Consider the following 16,974-nt stretch of genomic DNA (forward strand, 5'->3'; position numbering starts at 1 on the left):
GCATTTGAAAAAAGGCGCGACGATCATTAACCCAACATCGATCCCCGCCTATCGCGGCAGCCCCCAGCTGTTCGACTTCAGCTCGACCAAAGGCGCGATCTTCGCCTTCTCCCGCCCGCTGTCGGGCAATGTCGTGGAAAAGGACATTCGCGTCAACGCCGTCGCGCCGGGGCCGCTCTGGACACCGCTTATCCCGTCGACCTTCGACGAGCAGAAGGTGGCGCAGTTCGGCACCGACAGCCCGATGAAGCGGCCGGGACAGCCCGACGAGCTCGCGCCGGCTTATGTCTACCTCGCGTGCGAGGACTCCTCGTACGTGACGGGACAAGTGCTGCACGTCAACGGGGGGACTGTCATTAACGGTTAAGGTAAAAAAGCACCGCACTTGGCGCATGATTGCCGGGGGCGGTGCTTTTCCGTTTAATATGGTCGCGATGGCGGCGCGTCATCCAAGCGCAGATCAGAATAGCGCGTTTTTGCGCTATTCTGTGCGCTCCCTGAGGCGCGACGGTGGCGCGTCATCCACGCGCAGAGCAGAATAGCGCGTTTTTGCGCTATTCTGTGAGCGCCTGGGCCGCGATGGCGGCGCGTCATCCACGCGCAGACTAGAATAGCGCGTTTTTGCGCTATTCTGTGAGCGTCTGGGCCGCGATGGCGGCGCGTCATCCGCGCGCTGAATAGAATAGCGCGTTTTTGCGCTATTCCGTGAGCGCCTGTGCCGCGATGACGGCGCGTCATCCACGCGCAGACTAGAATAGCGCGTTTTTGCGCTATTCTGTGAGCGCCTGTGCCGCGATGGCGGCTTGCCTACCACGCGCAGATTAGAATAGCGCGTTTTTGCGCTATTCTGCGAGCACCAGTGCCGCGATGGCGGTGCGCCTCCCACGCGCAGATTAGAATAGCGCATTTTTGCGCTATTCTGTGAGCGCCTGTGCTGCGATGGCGATGCGTCATCCGCGCGCAGATTAGAATAGCGCGTTTTTGCGCTATTCTGTGAGCGCCTGTGCTGCGATGGCGATGCGTCATCCATGCGCAGATTAGAATAGCGCGTTTTTGCGCTATTCTGTGAGCGCCTGGGCCGCCTTGGCGGCGCGTCATCCGCGCGCAGACTAGAATAGCGCGTTTTTGCGCTATTCCGTGAGCGCCTGGGCCGCCATGGCGGCGCGTCATCCACGCGCGCAATAGAATAGCGCGTTTTTGCGCTATTCCGTGAGCGCCTGGGCCGCGATGGCGGCGCGTCATCCACGCGCGCAATAGAATAGCGCGTTTTTGCGCTATTCTGCGAGCGCCTGGGCCGCCATGGCGGCGCGTCATCCGCGCGCAGACTAGAATAGCGCGTTTTTGCGCTATTCCGTGAGCGCCTGGGCCGCCATGGCGGCGCGTCGCCCGCGGCGATTCAACCGTGCGCTTCCTTCAGCCGCACCGCATGCCAGTCCGTCCGGTAATAGCGTACAGCCACGGTAGTACCGAGCACCGTCAGAAACGTATATAACGATAGCCACGCCCCCATGCTCCCCCAGTCCGCTACCTGAACGAACAAAAACGTAAGCGGCACGAACAGCAGGAAGCTGAGCGCCAGCGAAGCCCGCATCAGAAAGGTCGTATCGCCGATCCCCCGCAGCCCGCCAGCGTAAAAGTTGTACAGCGCGTCGAAAATCTGCAAGTACGCAGACACTTTAATAAGATTCGCCGCCGTCTCGTACACGAGCGGATCTTCACTGAACATTCGAGCGATCGGGACGGCCCAGATGAGCTCCGCCGTCCCGAGCAGGAGGATGAACAAGCTTCCCAGAACCGCCGTGTCGGTGCCGGCTTTGCGCGCGAGCAGCGGCTTGCCGCGACCGATCTCCTGCCCGACCAGGATCGTCGCCGTCGAGCCGAAGGCGAACGCCGGCATGAAACCGAACGACATGACATTCAGCGCCACCTCGTTCGCCGCAAGCGCTGCGTCCCCGATCCGCGCGACGAACATCGTGAAGATGTACATGGACACGCTCATCGAAAATTCCATCAGCCCCAGCTTGCCGCTCTCCTGGGCGACGAGCTTAAGCTCCCGCCAATCCGGCTTCGGAATCGAGCGCGTGCCGAACTTGCGGTGCATCGGGCCGTAGAATACGATCAGGCACAGCAGCAGCTGGATCGCCTCTCCGATGAGGATTGCCCATCCGGCGCCCTTGACACCTAGCTCCGGCAATCCCAGCTCGCCGTTGACGAATCCGTAGGTCAGGCCGATCATGATCAGATTGGACACGATCGCGACGATCATCGAGATGCGCGTATTGCCCACGCCGCGGAAGAAGCCGTGGAACACGAAGCTGACAATACCGAACGCCATCGCGTAAAAGCGCAGCTCCAAATAATCGGCGCCCGTCCGCACGACGTTGTCGGAGCCGCCGGTAAGCGCGAGCACGCCGTCGCTCGCCAGCCACCCGGCCAGCACGATCAGCGCACCGATGCCTACGCTCGCGGTCAACGCCAGATAAGTCCGGTCGATCCCCTTTCGCATCTCCCCCGCCCCGTAATTTTGCGCGACAAGGTAGTTGACCGTGTGCCCGATGCCCGAGAACAACGCGAACACGTTGTACATAATAATATTGGAGACGCCGACGACGGCAATGACGACGATGCCCAGATGACCGACCATAATTAAGTTGACGGTGCCGGTAACCGTCTGCGTGGCGAACGCGAACAGCGACGGCAGCGCGAGCATCATGATTTGAAGCCAGTTGCGGAATAATGGCATGATGAATTGAACCTCTTTTTGTCGGATGTTCATTTAGTCTGCATGAGGCATCGCGGTTCGTCAATGGGGTTTATGGGCTGCTCGCGGGCTTGCGGATTCGTCTTCGGTGCGCTACATTAGATTCAAACAGGCGTGAAGCACATGCCGTTCGTGCTGCGAATCATCGGATTCGCGGTGCGGGCGGCTATTTTTTATTTTTAAGGGGGATTTTCATGCAAAACTTCGCAAAAAGGCGCCTTTCCGCGGCCAAGTTTATGCTAGATCAATTACGTTCCAGTGAGCTTCGCCCCGATCTGTCGGATGAGCGGAACCAGCTCGCCTTCGAAGCCGCCTTTGCAGCTTGGTGGCAGGAAGTGTACAGGAAGTCTTCTCCCCGCGGTCGCGCTAGGTTGGCCGGCGGCTTGCCGCATGCTTCTCTCTACTTTCTCCGATTCGTATGGTGGCCGGCATTTCGGTCATTCAAAGGACTTATTCCTGAATACGAGATCGTCGATTACCGGGATGGTTACCGCTATATCGACTTCGTCTACCTCACGAACGGCCTCCGCATCTCCATCGAACTGGACGGCCGGGGACCGCATCGCCTCCAAATCTCCGCCGCCGACTTCGAAGACGAGCTCATGCGCCAGAACTATCTCGTGCTCGATCGCTGGCTGGTCCTGCGATTCCCTTTCCTCATGCTCCGCGACAAACCGCGCCAATGTCAGCAACTGCTGCAGCAAATGCTGGGGAGTGCGGGGGGAGAGCATCCCACTCCCCTTAATCAACTGTGTGCGACCGAACGAAGGATACTTGCCTGCGTGAGCAGGTTTACCGGGCATTTCGCGCCCTCCCAGGTTGCGTCAACCGTCGGAATCAGCAAGAATACCACTCATAAGTATCTCAGATCGCTCGTGGATAAACACTTCATTGCGCCCGTAAACGCCGAGCACCGAAAAATCCGGAAATACGCGTTGAACCGGGATCGAATTCCGTTTCATTTTCTATAAGTTTAACTGCGAACAGCCTTCGGACGGGAATAGCGCAATAATGCGCTATATCACTGCAGCATGTTAGTGGTGGTCAGGCGGAACTACTGGTGAGGGGGCTGATAGCGCAATTTTGCGCTATATCAAAGCGTCATGTTAGTGGCGGGCAGGCGGATCTTCTGGTGCGGGGGGCAGATAGCGCAATAATGCGCTATATCAAAGCATCATGTTAGTATCGGGCAGGCGGATCTACTGGTACAAGGGCAGATAGCGCAATAATGCGCTATATCAAAGCGTCATGTTAGTGGCGAGGAGGCGGATTTACTTTAGCTCGCGAGTAGTGGCGTCTACGCTCATTGTGCAACGCCAAAAACCGCACAGCAATTGTGCGGTTTGGCGCGTGCGCGCGGGTTCGGGCCGCTCTCGCTTCCAGCGGTCAGCGATTCAGCAAGCTGCCCACGTAACGCAGCAGCTCGTTGGCGCTGGCGGTCGTGTAGCCGTGCTCCTCGACGAGGCGATTGATGACCTCGTTGATGCGCTTGAGCTGATTTTCGTCAGGCGTCTTGGTGGAGGTGGTGATCTTGACGATATCCTTCAGGTCGGCGAACAGCTTCTTCTCGATCGCCTCGCGAAGACGCTCGTGCGTGCTGTAGTCGAACTTGCGTCCTTTGCGCGAGTAGGCGGAGATGCGGATCAGAATTTCCTCACGGAACGCCTTTTTCGCGTTTTCGGAGATGCCGATTTGCTCTTCGATGGAACGCATGAGACGCTCGTCGGGATCCATCGACTCGCCGGTTAGCGGGTCCTTGATCTTCTGCCAGTTGCAGTAGGCTTCGATATTGTCGAGGTAGTTCTCGAATAGCGTGCGCGCCGATTCCTCGAACGAATAGACGAACGCCTTCTGCACCTCCTTCTTGGCAAGTGCGTCATACTCCTTGCGCGCGACGGAGATGAAGCCCAAGTAGCGTTCGCGCTCCTCCTTCGTGATCGAAGGATGCTGGTCGAGCCCGTCCTTGAGCGCGCGCAGCACGTCGAGGGCGTTGATGTACTCCTGGTCCTGCTTGATCAGGGCGCTGGAGATGCGGTTGATGACGTAGCGCGGGTCGATGCCGGACATGCCTTCGTCGTTGAACTCGTTTTGCATCTCCTTCAGGTCGGCGTCCTTGAAGCCTTCGACCTCTTCGCCGTCGTACAGCCGCATTTTTTTGACCAGGTCCATGCCCTGCTTCTTGGATTCCTTGAGGCGCGTCAGGATGCTAAAGATGGCGGCGGCCCGCAGTGCATGCGGGGCGATATGGATGTGGCTCATGTCGGACTGGCCGATCAGCTTGGCGTATATCTTCTCTTCGTCGCTCACGCGCAGATTGTACGGCACGGGCATGACAATCATCCGGGACTGCAGCGCCTCGTTTTTTTTGTTGGCGATAAACGTCTTGTACTCGGATTCGTTCGTATGCGCCACGATGAGCTCGTCGGCGCTGATGAGCGCGAACCGGCCCGCCTTGAAGTTGCCCTCCTGCGTCAGCGAGAGCAGATTCCACAGGAATTTCTCGTCGCACTTCAGCATTTCCTGGAACTCCATCAGGCCGCGGTTCGCCTTGTTCAGCTCGCCGTCGAAGCGGTAGGCGCGAGGGTCGGACTCCGAGCCGTATTCGGTAATGGTCGAAAAATCGATGCTGCCCGTCAAGTCCGCAATATCCTGCGACTTCGGGTCGGACGGGCTGAACGTGCCGATGCCGGTGCGCGTATCCTCGGACAGAAACACGCGCTCGACCGGGAACGATTCGATGTCCCCACCGTAATCGCTGCGCAGCCGGAGCGCGCACGACGGGCAGAGATTGCCCTCGATGCGGACGTTCAGCTCCTTCTCAAAGTCCGGCCGAAGCTCGTTCGGCACCAGATGAAGCGGCTCCTCGTGCATCGGGCAGCCCTGCAGCGCGAACACCGCGCCTCTTGCCGTTCGCGAATACTGCTCCAGCCCTCTTTTTAGCAGCGTCACGATCGTGGACTTGCCTCCGCTGACCGGCCCCATGAGCAGGAGGATCCGCTTGCGGACGTCGAGCCGCCTCGCCGCCGAGTGAAAATACTCTTCGACAAGCCGCTCGAGCGTTCGATCGAGGCCGTAAATGTCGTTTTCAAAAAACTTGTACTTCTTCACGCCGTTCTGCTCTTCCACACCGTGGGAGACGATCATGTCGTATACCCTGGAATGCGCGGTCATCGCAGGAACGGGGTCTTCCTTGAGCAATTCGATATAATCGCGAAATGTACCCGTCCACGTCAACCTCTCGCTAGCAGTCCGGTACTCGGCGAGCCGCTTGAAGATGTCCATGCCGCTGTCCTCCCTGTCTCTTCCGTCTCTCTATCGGTGTGACCATTCATCGTCTTCGCAACGTACTCTATACCTATGCGGGAGGGTGGACGAATTTGCCCCGAAAACGGGATGAAAATAAATGACCGTGCTATAATGTGTGAATCAAGCGGCGATCGGGGGAAGCGGCGTGGCGGTCAAATACGAGACGGAATTGTATCCTGCGCTGAAAGCGTTCTGGACGGCCAGAGGCTACGAGGTCAAGGCCGAGGTTAAAGGCTGCGACCTGGTCGCGATCCGGGAAGGCGACGCGCTGCCCGTCATCGTCGAGATGAAAAAAACGTTCACGCTGGCGCTGCTGCTGCAGGGTCTTGAGCGACAGCGCACGGGCGCCGCCGTATGGCTGGCCGTCGAGCGCAATCGCGTCAAGAAAGGCGCGCACAACCAGCGCTTCGGAGAGATCTCGGATCTGTGCCGCAGGCTCTCCCTCGGCTTTATGTCGGTGACCTTTTATAAAACGAAGCCGCCCGTGATCGAGGTATGGTGCGAGATCGGCAGTCCGCCGGACACAGGAATCCGGGCTGCGGGCGGCCCCGCCGCCGTCGCCGAGAACATCGCGGCGGCTTATGCGGCAACGGCTGTCGCAGCGCCGTTCGTGCCTGCCGCCGTGCCTACGGCCCGCTCCGGCGGCAGACGTAAAGGCACCGCCAAGCTGCTCAAGGAATTCGCCGGACGCAGCGGCGATTACAATGTCGGCGGCAGCACGAAGCGCAAGCTCGTGACGGCCTACCGGGAGCGCGCGCTTCAGTGCGCGCTGGCGCTTCGCTGCGCGAATGCGACGGCGCTCGCGCCGCGGGAGGTCGGCGCCCTGACGGGCGTCGCCGATCCGGGACAGCTGCTGCGCAGCAATTATTACGGCTGGTTCGCCAAGGCCGGACGCGGACTGTATGCATTGACGCCGGTCGGGCTTGCCGCGCTGGATGAATACGCCGAAGCGGTGTCCTATTGGACGACCCGCTTTCCGTGGGCGGCAGCTGCCGCCGTCCGCGCCGAAGCCGAAGTCGAAGCCGAAGTAGCCTCCGAAGCCGAGGCCAACACCCTTCATGCCGCCGATGACGATACCGCCAAAGAGGACACCGCCTACAACGACACCGCCTTTTCTGACATCGCCTATGACAATGCCAACGGCGGCGACACCGTAGACGACGAAGCGGCCGATATGGCTACCTATTATATAGAGGAGTTGCACCAAACATGACCGATTCCCGCATTCCGCTCGGACCCGCCGACATGCTGACCGATGCGCCCCTGTCCATCGAGCTGGACGGCAAGCCATACTGGCTGACGCAAGAGGCGGACGGCACGATCGTTCTTCTGCTCGCCTTTTGCCCGCATGCCGGCGGAGAGGTGTTGCTCGCCGACGGCGATTTTTACTGTCCGCTCCATTACTGGACTTTCGACGGCCGCTCCGGCGAATGTACGAACCGCGGCGACGAACGTCTCATGCGTCGCAACGTGGAGCTCGTAGACGGCCAATTGTACGCGAGCGGCGCCGATTATTGAGCTTAGATCGATCTTCCCGTAAAGGACTTGATCGTCTGGCACAACCGCTTGACACCCTCCGAAATTTCCCTTTCGTCCGAATGGACCGGCGTCAGCCGCAGCCGCGAGCGGTTCGCCGCCGCGGCATAGTACCCGGCGCCCGGCTGGAACAGCACGCCCTCCAGCCATGCCGCCTTCAGCAGCGGCTCGCCTTCGAGTCCGTCCGGCAGCTTCAGCCAGGCGTGGCTTCCCGCCTCGGGCCGCTTGCAGACGAGACCCGGAATTCCCGCCTGCTCGATTCGCTCAGCCAGCAGCGCGTGGCGCGTCCGGTAGATGAACCTTAACGTCTCGAGCGCGGGAATCGGCGACGATTCGCTCCAATAGCGAAGCAGCGCCTCGCGATCTTCGAGCGCTTCCCGCTCGCGGTCCGGCCTCTTCGCGGAAGGGACGGGCAAGAATGCTTCGCCCGCAGCCTCCCACCCGGTCCATTGAAGCCATCCGAGCCGCATGCCCGATACGAGTCCGGACGGCAAGCCGCCGATGACCGCCGTCGGTCCCGTCTCCGCTTCTTCCGCCAGGTTTTTCGTCCAGTCGCAAGTCAAGCTCTGCCGCTCGTCGAGAATCAGCGCGACGCCGGCTTGCGCGCACGATCGCAGCAGCGCCGCTCGCCGCTCGTCGCTCCACCTGCAGCCCGCCGGATCCGAGCAAGTCAACGATACATAGACGGCGCGCGGCTTGAAGGCGGCGATCGCATGCGCCAGCGCTTCGGGATCCATGCCCTCGCCGCTGCCCTGCACCTCGAATGCAGCGGCACCGGCCCGGGCGAACAGCTGCAGCGCCGTGCGGCTTGTCGGCCGCTCGACCAGGATCGCGTCGCCCGGCTTCAGCACCGCCTTCGTCGCCAGTCTGAGCGCTTCGTCCGCGTCATCCGTAAGGAGCCATTGTCCAGGGTCGTCCGCAGGACGCCAATACGGTCCGAGCTGGCCCGACCCTACAAGCGAAGCGAGCCGTTTTTCCGTCTCCAATCGGCGGAGTCTGTCCGCAATCGCTTCCGCCGCTGCGACGGATGACGTCTGGCGCTTTTCCTGCCATTCGGCTTCCGCTAGCAAGCCTTCCGCAGGCCAGCCGCCCATCCAGTTGATCATGGCCCCCATCTCCAATCGCTTCCGGGCGCTCGCGCGCCGGGCGTTTTGCCCACGATACAGTGTATGCGGCGCCTGCGCCGTTTTTTGCGTTTTCTTTTTGGGCGTGCTTGGTTATAATAGAGGAAGTTTAGTGGAGGTGTCGAACATGTTTCTGGGTATGAGCGACAAGTTCTGGATCGTCATGCTTGTATTCGCGATGTTCATCACGGCGATGCTGACTGCCGCATACAACGAGGACAAGACTAAAGGTCTTTGATCCACGATTCGGACAGTCCGCCCGCCTCAAGCTTCGCGAAGCGGCAAGACCCCCAAGACTATCCCGCGCGAGCGGGCCGTCCTGGGGGTCTTTTAACGAATAAGAGCCGTTTCCGGGACGGCTTAGCGCGCCGTTCGGAAAGGCTCTTGTTATAAGTCGTGAAAGGGCTAATTAAATCGCGTTCATTTCCGTCATACAAACGCCGCACACATGGCGTTCCTTGTATTCGGTGACGTTCTCCATGGACGAACAGAACACGCACCGCGGACGATAACGCTCCAGAATAATATGATCGCCCTGCACGAGAATTTCTACAGGATCACCTTCATTCATCTGATAACGCTTCCGCAGCGATTTCGGCAGCACGATCCGGCCGAGTTGGTCCACTTTTCTTACGACACCAGCAGGCTTCAAAGCAGTCCTCTCCCATTCCTTCGTTATTCATAACAAGTACGGTTGTTGCTCAAGTCATAACCTTAGGTTCGCTAACTTCCTCGACAATCCCTGCAAAAAATTGATTTTGCTTAAAATAATGCAAGAATCTTGCCGATTTATGTCGAATTTATTAGGGTATTAGCCTTCCAAGCCGGCAAACCCCGTCTGCCTGAGCGCCTCATACACGACAATCGCGGCCGAGTTGGCGAGATTAAGCGACCGGACTTTATCGGTCATCGGCATGCGTATGCTTTGTCCGGGATTTTCGTCGAGCAGCGCCTGCGGCAAGCCCTTCGTTTCTTTGCCGAAGACGAACAGGTCCCCGTCCTTATAGGCCATCTCGCTATAACGGCGCGAGCTGCGCGTGCTGGCATAGAAGAACCTGCCCTGCGGAAATGCGCTTCTGACCTCGTTAAACGAATCGTAATAAGTAATGTCGACGGCGTACCAATAATCGAGGCCCGCGCGCTTCAGCACCTTGTCGTCGGTCGAAAAGCCGAGCGGGCGCACCAGATGAAGATGCGTGCCGGTGGCGGCGCAGGTGCGGGCGATATTACCGGTATTGGCGGGAATTTCGGGCTCGACGAGCACGATATGAAAAGGCATTCGGTTGCCCTCCTCCTTTGCGCGATAAACGGTTCGACGAAGCGAAAAAACCGCGGCGGACGCCGCGGTTGAGCCATTCCGGCCTGCTATGCATGCATCGGCTGCAGCCGGACGATCCTAACCGTTGGTGCGGGCGAATTCGCCCATAAAATCTACCAGCGCCTTGACGCTGCCCAGCGGCACGGCGTTGTAAATCGATGCGCGCAATCCGCCGACGTCCCGATGGCCCTTAAGTCCGACGAAGCCTGCGGCTTCGGAATCCTTCACGAACTTCTTCTCGAGTTCTTCGCTGCCCAATCGGAACGTGACGTTCATGATGGAGCGGCTGTCGGGATTCGCAAAGCCCTTATAGAAGCCGCCGCTTGCGTCGATCGCCGAATAGATCAGGCCCGCTTTTTCCTTGTTCAGACGCTCCACGCCTGCAGCGCCTCCCTGTGCCTTCACCCAGTTCAGTACCAGGTTGGCCATGTAGATAGCGAACGAAGGCGGGGTATTATACAGAGAGCCGCTCTTGGCGTGCGTATCGTAGCGAAGCATCGTCGGCACGGTCATCGACGGCGCGGCGACCAGATCGTCGCGGACGATGACGATCGTGACGCCTGACGGTCCCAGATTTTTCTGCGCGCCGGCATAAATAAGGCCGAAACGCGAGACGTCGACCGGGCGGCACAAAATATCGCTGGACATGTCAGCCACGAGTGGAATCTCGCCGGTATCCGGATATTCTGCCCACTGCGTCCCTTCGATCGTCTCGTTCGACGTCAGGTGGACATAAGCGGCGTTGCCCGGCACGTTAAGCTCGCCCGGGGACGGAATCCGCTTATAAGCGTCGGCTTCGGAGGAAGCCGCGATCGCGACCTCGCCGAACAGCTTCGCTTCCTTGATCGCCTTGGTCGCCCAGCTGCCCGTCGCGACGTAAGCGGCGATCTTGTCGGCCTTGAGCAGGTTCATCGGCACTGCCGCGAACTGTGTACTGGCGCCGCCCTGGACGAGCAGCACCTTGTAGTTGTCGGGTACGCCCATCAGCTCCCGCACGAGCCGCTCCGTCTCGTTATGTACCCGTTCGTAAATGGCGCCGCGGTGGGACATTTCCATCAGCGACATGCCGCTGTTTTCAAAATCGACGAATTGCTCCTGAGCCTGCTGCAAAACCTCTAAAGGCAAAGCGGCCGGACCCGCGTTAAAATTGTAGGCACGATTGGACATTTCAATTCCCACCTTGTAGTCGTTTCATCTTCAAACATCATAACAAAGCTGCCCCCGGTGTTCAACCGCTTTAAAGGACAAAAGGATGGCAAAACTCAAAATTCCCGAACTATTATGGAGGAAATAATGGAGAATCTTCGTCTTTTTCTAGGAATCGCTCTGCCCGAAACGGTTGAAGGCGCATTGGGTCGCATCGCATCCGGCATGAAGCCGTCGCTGTCGTTCCGCAAGTGGACGCATTCGGCCGATTACCATATTACGCTTCATTACCTGGGCAATACGCCGCAGGACCAGCTGCCTGCCATTCGGCTGGCGGCGCAGGAGGCTGCAGGAATGGCCGATCCGATTCGGCTGTCGCTCGCCTCCCCGGGCACGTTCGGGCCGCCGGCGGCGCCGCGCGTACTCTGGTGCGGCATCGATGAGACGAACGACGACAACGCCGTCGCGGGCTCCGACGAAGCGGACCCGGCGCTGTCTCCGCTGCATCAGCTGCACTTGCTGCTCGGCGAACGGCTCCGGGAGCGGATCGGCTATGAGCCGGAGGCCAGGCCCTACCATCCCCACATTACGCTCGCCCGAGGCTGCGAAGGAGACCGCTGCGCCAAAAGCGCGATTCAAGAGCTGTGGCGTTCTTCGACTGTCCGCGAAGAAGGGCTGAGCGCCGTCTGGCCGGCAAGCGCGATCACGATCTTCCGTTCCCATCTCGGACGATCGCCTTCCTACGAACGGCTTGATTCGATTCCGCTCTCCGGACAAAGCTGAGCCATACGCAAGAAAAGCTCCCTCGCGGGAGCTTTTCGTTAAAATTCGTTTCGATTAGCAATCGAAGTAGAGGCCGTATTCGTGCGGGTGAATGCGGATCGCTACAGCCTTCGCTTCGGCACGCTTCACGTCGACGTAGTTGTCGATGAATTCCTTCGTGAAGACGCCGCCTTCGGTCAGGAACTCGAAGTCCGCTTCGAGAGCGTCCAGCGCTTCGTCCAGGTTGCCCGGTACGCTGCGGATCTCTGCCTTCTCTTCGTCGGACAGCTCGTAGATGTTCTTGTCGAACGGACCGTAGCCAAGCGCGCGCGGATCGATCTTGCGCTTGATGCCGTCGAGGCCGGCCATCAGCATCGCTGCGAACGCCAGGTACGGGTTCGCCGTGGAGTCCGGCGTACGGAACTCGATGCGGCAGCCCTTCGGCGTAACGGCAGCGACCGGAATACGGACGGCAGCGGAGCGGTTGCCGGCGGAGAACACGAGGTTAACCGGTGCTTCGTAGCCAGGAACCAGACGCTTGAACGAGTTCGTCGACGGGTTCGTGATCGCGATCAGCGCAGGCGCATGGTACAGGATGCCGCCGATGTAGTTCAGTGCAAGCTCGCTCAGGTTCGCGTATGCGCCCTTCTCATAGAAGAGCGGCTCGCCTTCGTTGAAGATCGACGTGTGCACGTGCATGCCCGATCCGTTGTCGCCGAACAGCGGCTTCGGCATGAACGTTGCGACCTTGCCGTATTGGCGCGCTACATTGTGTACGATATATTTGTACTTCATCAGGTTGTCGGCAGTCTTGGTCAGCGTGTCGAAGCGGAAGTTGATCTCCGCTTGGCCGGCCGTCGCCACTTCGTGGTGGTGACGCTCGACGCGCAGTCCGGATTCTTGCATCAGGCGGACCATCTCGCTGCGGATGTCTTGCTGGGAGTCGACCGGTGCGACAGGCACATAACCGCCCTTGACGCCTACCTTGAACGCCAGGTTGCCGCCCTCTTCCTTGCGGTTCGTGTTCCAAGCCGCTTCTTCGGAATCGACGAAGAAGGAGGAAGAGTTCATCGTGCTCTCGTAACGAACGTCGTCGAAGATGAAGAACTCGGACTCAGGCGCGAAAAATGCGGTCGTACCGACGCCGGATTGTTGGAGGAATTCTTCAGCCTTGTGTGCGATCGAACGCGGGTCGCGGTCATAACGCTCGCCATCAGGCGTGTAAATGTTGGACATGACGATCAGCGTCGCGTGAGCGGTGAACGGATCCACGTAGACCGACTCGGTGTCGGGCATCATGACCATGTCGGATTGTTCGATGCCGCGGAAGCCGGTGATCGAAGAACCGTCGAACGCTACGCCGTTAACGAAGGTATCTTCGTCGACTTCCGTCGCGGGCAGCGTGATGTGGTGAGCGCGGCCGGCCAGATCGACGAACCGGAAATCCACGAACTCGATATTTTTTTCCTTGATGAGATCCAAAACGTTTTGTGCAGACATTTCGAATTTCCTCCCCATTTCCGAACATTAGGTCTTGTAAAACGAAACAACGTTCAACTTTTCACCTGAACTCTGTCGCTATTATAAATTTATTGCTAGAAGAGCGTCAATACTTATGTAAGGTATTTTTTGTGGAAGTGTGAGGTATGTTAACACTTTTGACATACCGCAAATCCGCGGCGCGGCGGGGAGGAAATCCCGCGTCCGGCGGGCGGCGGGACGGTCCCGGCACCGCCTCGACCGACCGGCGCGGGAAAATCCGAACGTCCGGCTTCCGCGCGATTCTTATCGATATCCGCCAATGCCGGACCCAGCGCTTTTTTAAGTGGCGAGCCGTCTGCGGAGCAAGCCGGCGACGCGTTCGATGCTGGCTGCCCGGGACGCCGCGTCTTCGGTGATGCAATTGACGATGATCTCGTCGGCGCCATAGCTCGCGGCAAGCGCATAAAGCGATCGCTCGGTGCGCTCGGGGCCGCCTACGATCATCCGCTTTCTGTTTTCCGCGATTCTCGCCCGGTCCCAGGCGCTGTACGCGTAGGCGAGCGCCTCCTCGCGACCCGGCACCGGAAGGCCGTATTCGCCTTTATCGTTCCGCAGCAGCCGCAGATCCAGCGATGCCGCTTCCCGCTCGGCGCTCGCGTCGTCTTCCATACAGACGACGAACACGCACACCGCGACGCGGGGCGTCGCGCCGAGCGGTCCCGGCCTGAACCGCCGCCTGTACTCGCGCGCGGCGGCTTGCCCGCCTTGCCCGTTGATAAAATGAGCGAACGCGAACCCGGACCCCATCGCCGATGCGACCTGCGCGCTATGGGCGCTGGAGCCTAGAAGCCAAGCCTCGGGGCGCGTAGCGACATCGGGCGTTGCCGCCAGGCCGGCCAACGGATGGCCGGACGCAAGCGGAGGCCCGATGTTCAAATAGGCCGCAAGCTCCTGCAGCGAGTTGACGAAGCCCGCTTCTTTATCCTTGCCGGCTTCCCTGCCCATCGCCAACGATACGAGCGGCATGCCGCCCGGCGCCCGGCCGATGCCGAGATCGACCCTTCCCGGATACAAGCCTTCGAGCACTCTGAAGTTTTCGGCGACCTTGTACGGGCTGTAATGCGGCAGCAGCACGCCTCCCGAACCGATGCGGATATGCGAGGTGCAGGCCCCCAGCGCGGCGAGGAGCACCTCGGGCGAAGAGCCGGCAAGTCCCTTCGCGTTATGATGCTCCGACACCCAGAACCGCGAATAACCGAGCCGTTCGGCGAGCTTCGCCAGCTCGATCGTATCCCGAAGCGCTTGCGCGGCATCTCCCCCGCCAAGCACGGGGGATTGATCCAGTACGCCCAGCTTCAACATTCGGCGATCACCTCTCTCTACCTATATGTACGCGGAACGTGCGAAGCGCAGAATTTATGCTTTGAAGTCCCCATTTTGCCGCCAATTTCGATATAATGTAGAAAAATGGCGAATCGTTGTCTGCGCCGGCATCAAAAACGAGGCGGGATCGAATTGAAATGCATAATCGTCGATGACGAACCTCTGGCACTGAACGATATGGAAAGACAGCTCAAAAAACTCGGCGGGATCGAGATCTGCGGCAAATTCGGCAACGCCAGGGAAGCGCTGGACGCGCTTGGCGCCCTGGAGCCGAACGTCGTATTTCTCGATATCGACATGCCCGTCATGAACGGTCTTGAAGCCGCCTTTCACTTTCAGGAAGCGCAACCCGGCGTCCGGATCGTCTTCGTGACCGCTTACCAGGAGTATGCTCTGCGAGCGTTCGAGGTCAATGCGCTCGACTACCTGCTTAAGCCCGTGCTGCTGCCGCGGCTGGCGCAGACACTCCAACGGCTCGAGAGCGCGGCGACGGCTGTAGCGGCGACGGCTAACGCCGCTGCGGCCGGCGTGGATGCGACCATCCGGTGCTTTCGTTCCCTGTCCGTCGAATACGGTTCGCCCCCGTCGCAGCTAGCTTGGCGGACGAACAAAGCGCAGGAGCTGTTCGCCTATTTGCTCCACCGGCGGGGCCAGCAGACGCGCAAGGATACGCTGATCGAGCTGCTGTGGCCCGAGCTTGCGCCCGAGCGCAGCTATGCCCTCCTTTATACGACGGTCTACCAGCTGCGCAAGTCCATCGACGCCGCCGGCATCGGCATCCGCATCCAGAATACAAAAGCCGGCTATGAGCTCGTCACCGACGACATTGTGATCGACGTCGACGAATGGGAACGGCGCATGCCGACGAACGACGACAATTCGCCGGATCAGCTGCAGCATTACGAAGCGTGGCTCGACGCGTTTACCGGCGATTATCTGGAGGAGCAGGATTACGAGTGGGCGGACGCCGAGCGCCGCAGACTGCGCATACTTTGGTACCGGTACGCCCTCAGGCTGGCCTCCCTGCTGGAGGAGCACGGCATGCCGGAGCATGGGCTGGATTGGCTGTACCGGGTGCAGGCGCGTTTTCCTTATTCCGAAGAGGTCTGCTTCCAGATCATGAAGCTCCATGCCGCACTCGGAGAAAACAGCATGGTCGATCAGCAATATACGCTGCTCGTCAAAATGAGCGAAGAGCAGTACGGGCAACCGCCCGCCGCGGATATCGCGGCCTGGTATGCCGGCCGCCGTCCCGATCAGCCCGCTCCGACTCTCCATCCTTGACGGCTTCGCGAATCGCTAGGCGGCACGCGCGTCTCGCCCTCCACCCCTAAATTGGGATTGTGAAAAACCGGCAACGTCCTTGAACTTTGGACGTTGTCGGTTTCTTTTTTCCTGAACGCGCAATTGTTCAGTTTTTGTAGAGTTTTGTATTTTACACTGTTCGCTGGTATGGAAATTAAACTTCCAATAAGGAGGAACGGATTGATGTGAAACAAACGCCGAAGCGCGGCAACCCCCTGTTGACCTTGACGGCGATTTTCCTGTTGGCCGCGGGCGTCGCGCTCGTAATATATCCGCGTTTCGCCGAGCAGCGCGAGGATGAACGCGAGCTTCGCCTGCTGGCGGCCTGGACCGCTCAGTTGGCCGCCACGCAGACGCCCGCTGCCGATACGCCGGCGGCCGCGACTGCGAACGCCAAGCGGCTGCCTCAATGGCAGGACATCGACGGCGCCAAGGTGCTCGGCACGGTCTCGATCAACCGGATCGGCATTAGCCAGCCGATCGTATACGGATCGGATGCGGCCGCTTTGAAGCGAGGTGCCGGGACGGTTGTCGAAGGCAAGCTGCCCGGCGAGCCGGGCAATTTCGTGCTCGCCGGGCATCGGAGCCTCACCCGCGGCAGGCACTTCAATCGCTTAGGCGAAGCGGTCGTCGGCGACGTCGTGAACGTTGACACCTCGATCGGCCGCTCTACATATCGCGTAACCGACATCAAGATCGTGGAGCCTGGCGACTTGTCGGTGCTGGACAATTCGGGCGGCGTCTCCGAGTTGACGCTCATCACCTGCCATCCTCGCAAAAATCCGACGCAGCGCCTGATTGTCCATGCCGTTCTCATCAACAATATCGAAGGAACAGGAGACATGTAAGAG

Annotated in this window: 15 protein-coding genes; 7 read left to right on the forward strand and 8 right to left on the reverse strand. The window is 59.6% G+C overall.

The features are described 5' to 3' along the window. Nucleotides 1-367, forward strand: a 367-nt coding sequence (locus KVT38_RS16015) for an SDR family oxidoreductase (RefSeq protein ID WP_217594737.1), incomplete at its 5' end; no start/stop codon positions are given. 1,029 nt (nt 368-1,396) lie between these two features. Here KVT38_RS16015 and KVT38_RS16020 read toward each other — a convergent pair. Further along, the gene (locus tag KVT38_RS16020; protein ID WP_217594738.1) at nt 1,397-2,743 is read right to left on the reverse strand and encodes an MATE family efflux transporter; all 1,347 of its coding nucleotides are present in this window, start codon (nt 2,741-2,743) and stop codon (nt 1,397-1,399) included. 212 nt (nt 2,744-2,955) lie between these two features. On the opposite strand from KVT38_RS16020, the gene KVT38_RS16025 reads away from it, so the two are divergent. Further along, a complete protein-coding gene (locus KVT38_RS16025) occupies nt 2,956-3,732 on the forward strand; it encodes a DNA-binding response regulator (protein ID WP_217594739.1) in 777 nt (258 codons plus the stop codon). Between the two features lie 415 nt (nt 3,733-4,147). Here KVT38_RS16025 and KVT38_RS16030 read toward each other — a convergent pair whose 3' ends face one another. Next, nucleotides 4,148-6,043, reverse strand: coding sequence for a PrkA family serine protein kinase (locus KVT38_RS16030; RefSeq protein WP_217594740.1), 1,896 nt, complete (start codon nt 6,041-6,043; stop codon nt 4,148-4,150). A gap of 169 nt (nt 6,044-6,212) precedes the next feature. Between KVT38_RS16030 and KVT38_RS16035 the strand changes: the two genes are divergently transcribed. Together KVT38_RS16035 and KVT38_RS16040 are read left to right on the forward strand one after the other, a co-directional pair. Then, complete coding sequence (locus KVT38_RS16035) at nt 6,213-7,280, forward strand: DUF2161 family putative PD-(D/E)XK-type phosphodiesterase (RefSeq protein ID WP_217594741.1); 1,068 nt, start codon at nt 6,213-6,215, stop codon at nt 7,278-7,280. Then, nucleotides 7,277-7,585 (forward strand): Rieske (2Fe-2S) protein, encoded by a 309-nt coding sequence (locus KVT38_RS16040; protein ID WP_217594742.1) that lies wholly within the window; start codon nt 7,277-7,279, stop codon nt 7,583-7,585. Before KVT38_RS16035 ends, KVT38_RS16040 begins: the two co-directional genes overlap by 4 nt. Before the next feature lie 2 nt (nt 7,586-7,587). Here the strand turns inward: KVT38_RS16040 and KVT38_RS16045 are convergent, their stop codons facing one another. The 4 genes from KVT38_RS16045 to serC all read right to left on the reverse strand — a co-directional run bounded on the left by KVT38_RS16045 (nt 7,588) and on the right by serC (nt 11,212). Continuing rightward, nucleotides 7,588-8,709 (reverse strand): aminotransferase class I/II-fold pyridoxal phosphate-dependent enzyme, encoded by a 1,122-nt coding sequence (locus KVT38_RS16045; protein ID WP_217594743.1) that lies wholly within the window; start codon nt 8,707-8,709, stop codon nt 7,588-7,590. Between the two features lie 427 nt (nt 8,710-9,136). Further along, nucleotides 9,137-9,379 carry an AbrB/MazE/SpoVT family DNA-binding domain-containing protein gene (locus KVT38_RS16050; protein ID WP_217594744.1) on the reverse strand — a complete coding sequence of 81 codons (243 nt, stop codon included), beginning with the start codon at nt 9,377-9,379 and terminating at the stop codon, nt 9,137-9,139. Between the two features lie 159 nt (nt 9,380-9,538). Further along, nucleotides 9,539-10,006 (reverse strand): tRNA (uridine(34)/cytosine(34)/5-carboxymethylaminomethyluridine(34)-2'-O)-methyltransferase TrmL, encoded by a 468-nt coding sequence (gene trmL / locus KVT38_RS16055; protein ID WP_217594745.1) that lies wholly within the window; start codon nt 10,004-10,006, stop codon nt 9,539-9,541. A gap of 117 nt (nt 10,007-10,123) precedes the next feature. Beyond that, nucleotides 10,124-11,212, reverse strand: a complete 1,089-nt coding sequence (gene serC, locus KVT38_RS16060) for a 3-phosphoserine/phosphohydroxythreonine transaminase (RefSeq protein WP_217594746.1) — start codon at nt 11,210-11,212, stop codon at nt 10,124-10,126. Nucleotides 11,213-11,338: 126 nt separating this feature from the next. On the opposite strand from serC, the gene thpR reads away from it, so the two are divergent. After that, nucleotides 11,339-11,974 (forward strand): RNA 2',3'-cyclic phosphodiesterase, encoded by a 636-nt coding sequence (gene thpR, locus KVT38_RS16065; protein WP_217594747.1) that lies wholly within the window; start codon nt 11,339-11,341, stop codon nt 11,972-11,974. A 54-nt stretch (nt 11,975-12,028) separates the two neighbouring features. On the opposite strand, the gene glnA is transcribed toward thpR, so the two are convergent. After that, nucleotides 12,029-13,453 (reverse strand): type I glutamate--ammonia ligase, encoded by a 1,425-nt coding sequence (glnA, locus tag KVT38_RS16070; protein WP_217594748.1) that lies wholly within the window; start codon nt 13,451-13,453, stop codon nt 12,029-12,031. 321 nt (nt 13,454-13,774) lie between these two features. Then, nucleotides 13,775-14,797 (reverse strand): LLM class flavin-dependent oxidoreductase, encoded by a 1,023-nt coding sequence (locus KVT38_RS16075; protein WP_217594749.1) that lies wholly within the window; start codon nt 14,795-14,797, stop codon nt 13,775-13,777. A 153-nt stretch (nt 14,798-14,950) separates the two neighbouring features. Between KVT38_RS16075 and KVT38_RS16080 the strand changes: the two genes are divergently transcribed. Then, a complete protein-coding gene (locus KVT38_RS16080) occupies nt 14,951-16,102 on the forward strand; it encodes a response regulator (RefSeq protein ID WP_217594750.1) in 1,152 nt (383 codons plus the stop codon). A 206-nt stretch (nt 16,103-16,308) separates the two neighbouring features. Next, nucleotides 16,309-16,971: a class D sortase gene (locus KVT38_RS16085; protein ID WP_217594751.1), complete on the forward strand. Its 663-nt coding sequence runs from the start codon at nt 16,309-16,311 to the stop codon at nt 16,969-16,971. The last annotated feature ends 3 nt before the right edge of the window (nt 16,972-16,974 follow it).

Origin of the sequence: Cohnella sp. GbtcB17 (assembly GCF_019091135.1) — a bacterium.
Classification (GTDB): Bacteria; Bacillota; Bacilli; order Paenibacillales; family Paenibacillaceae; genus Cohnella.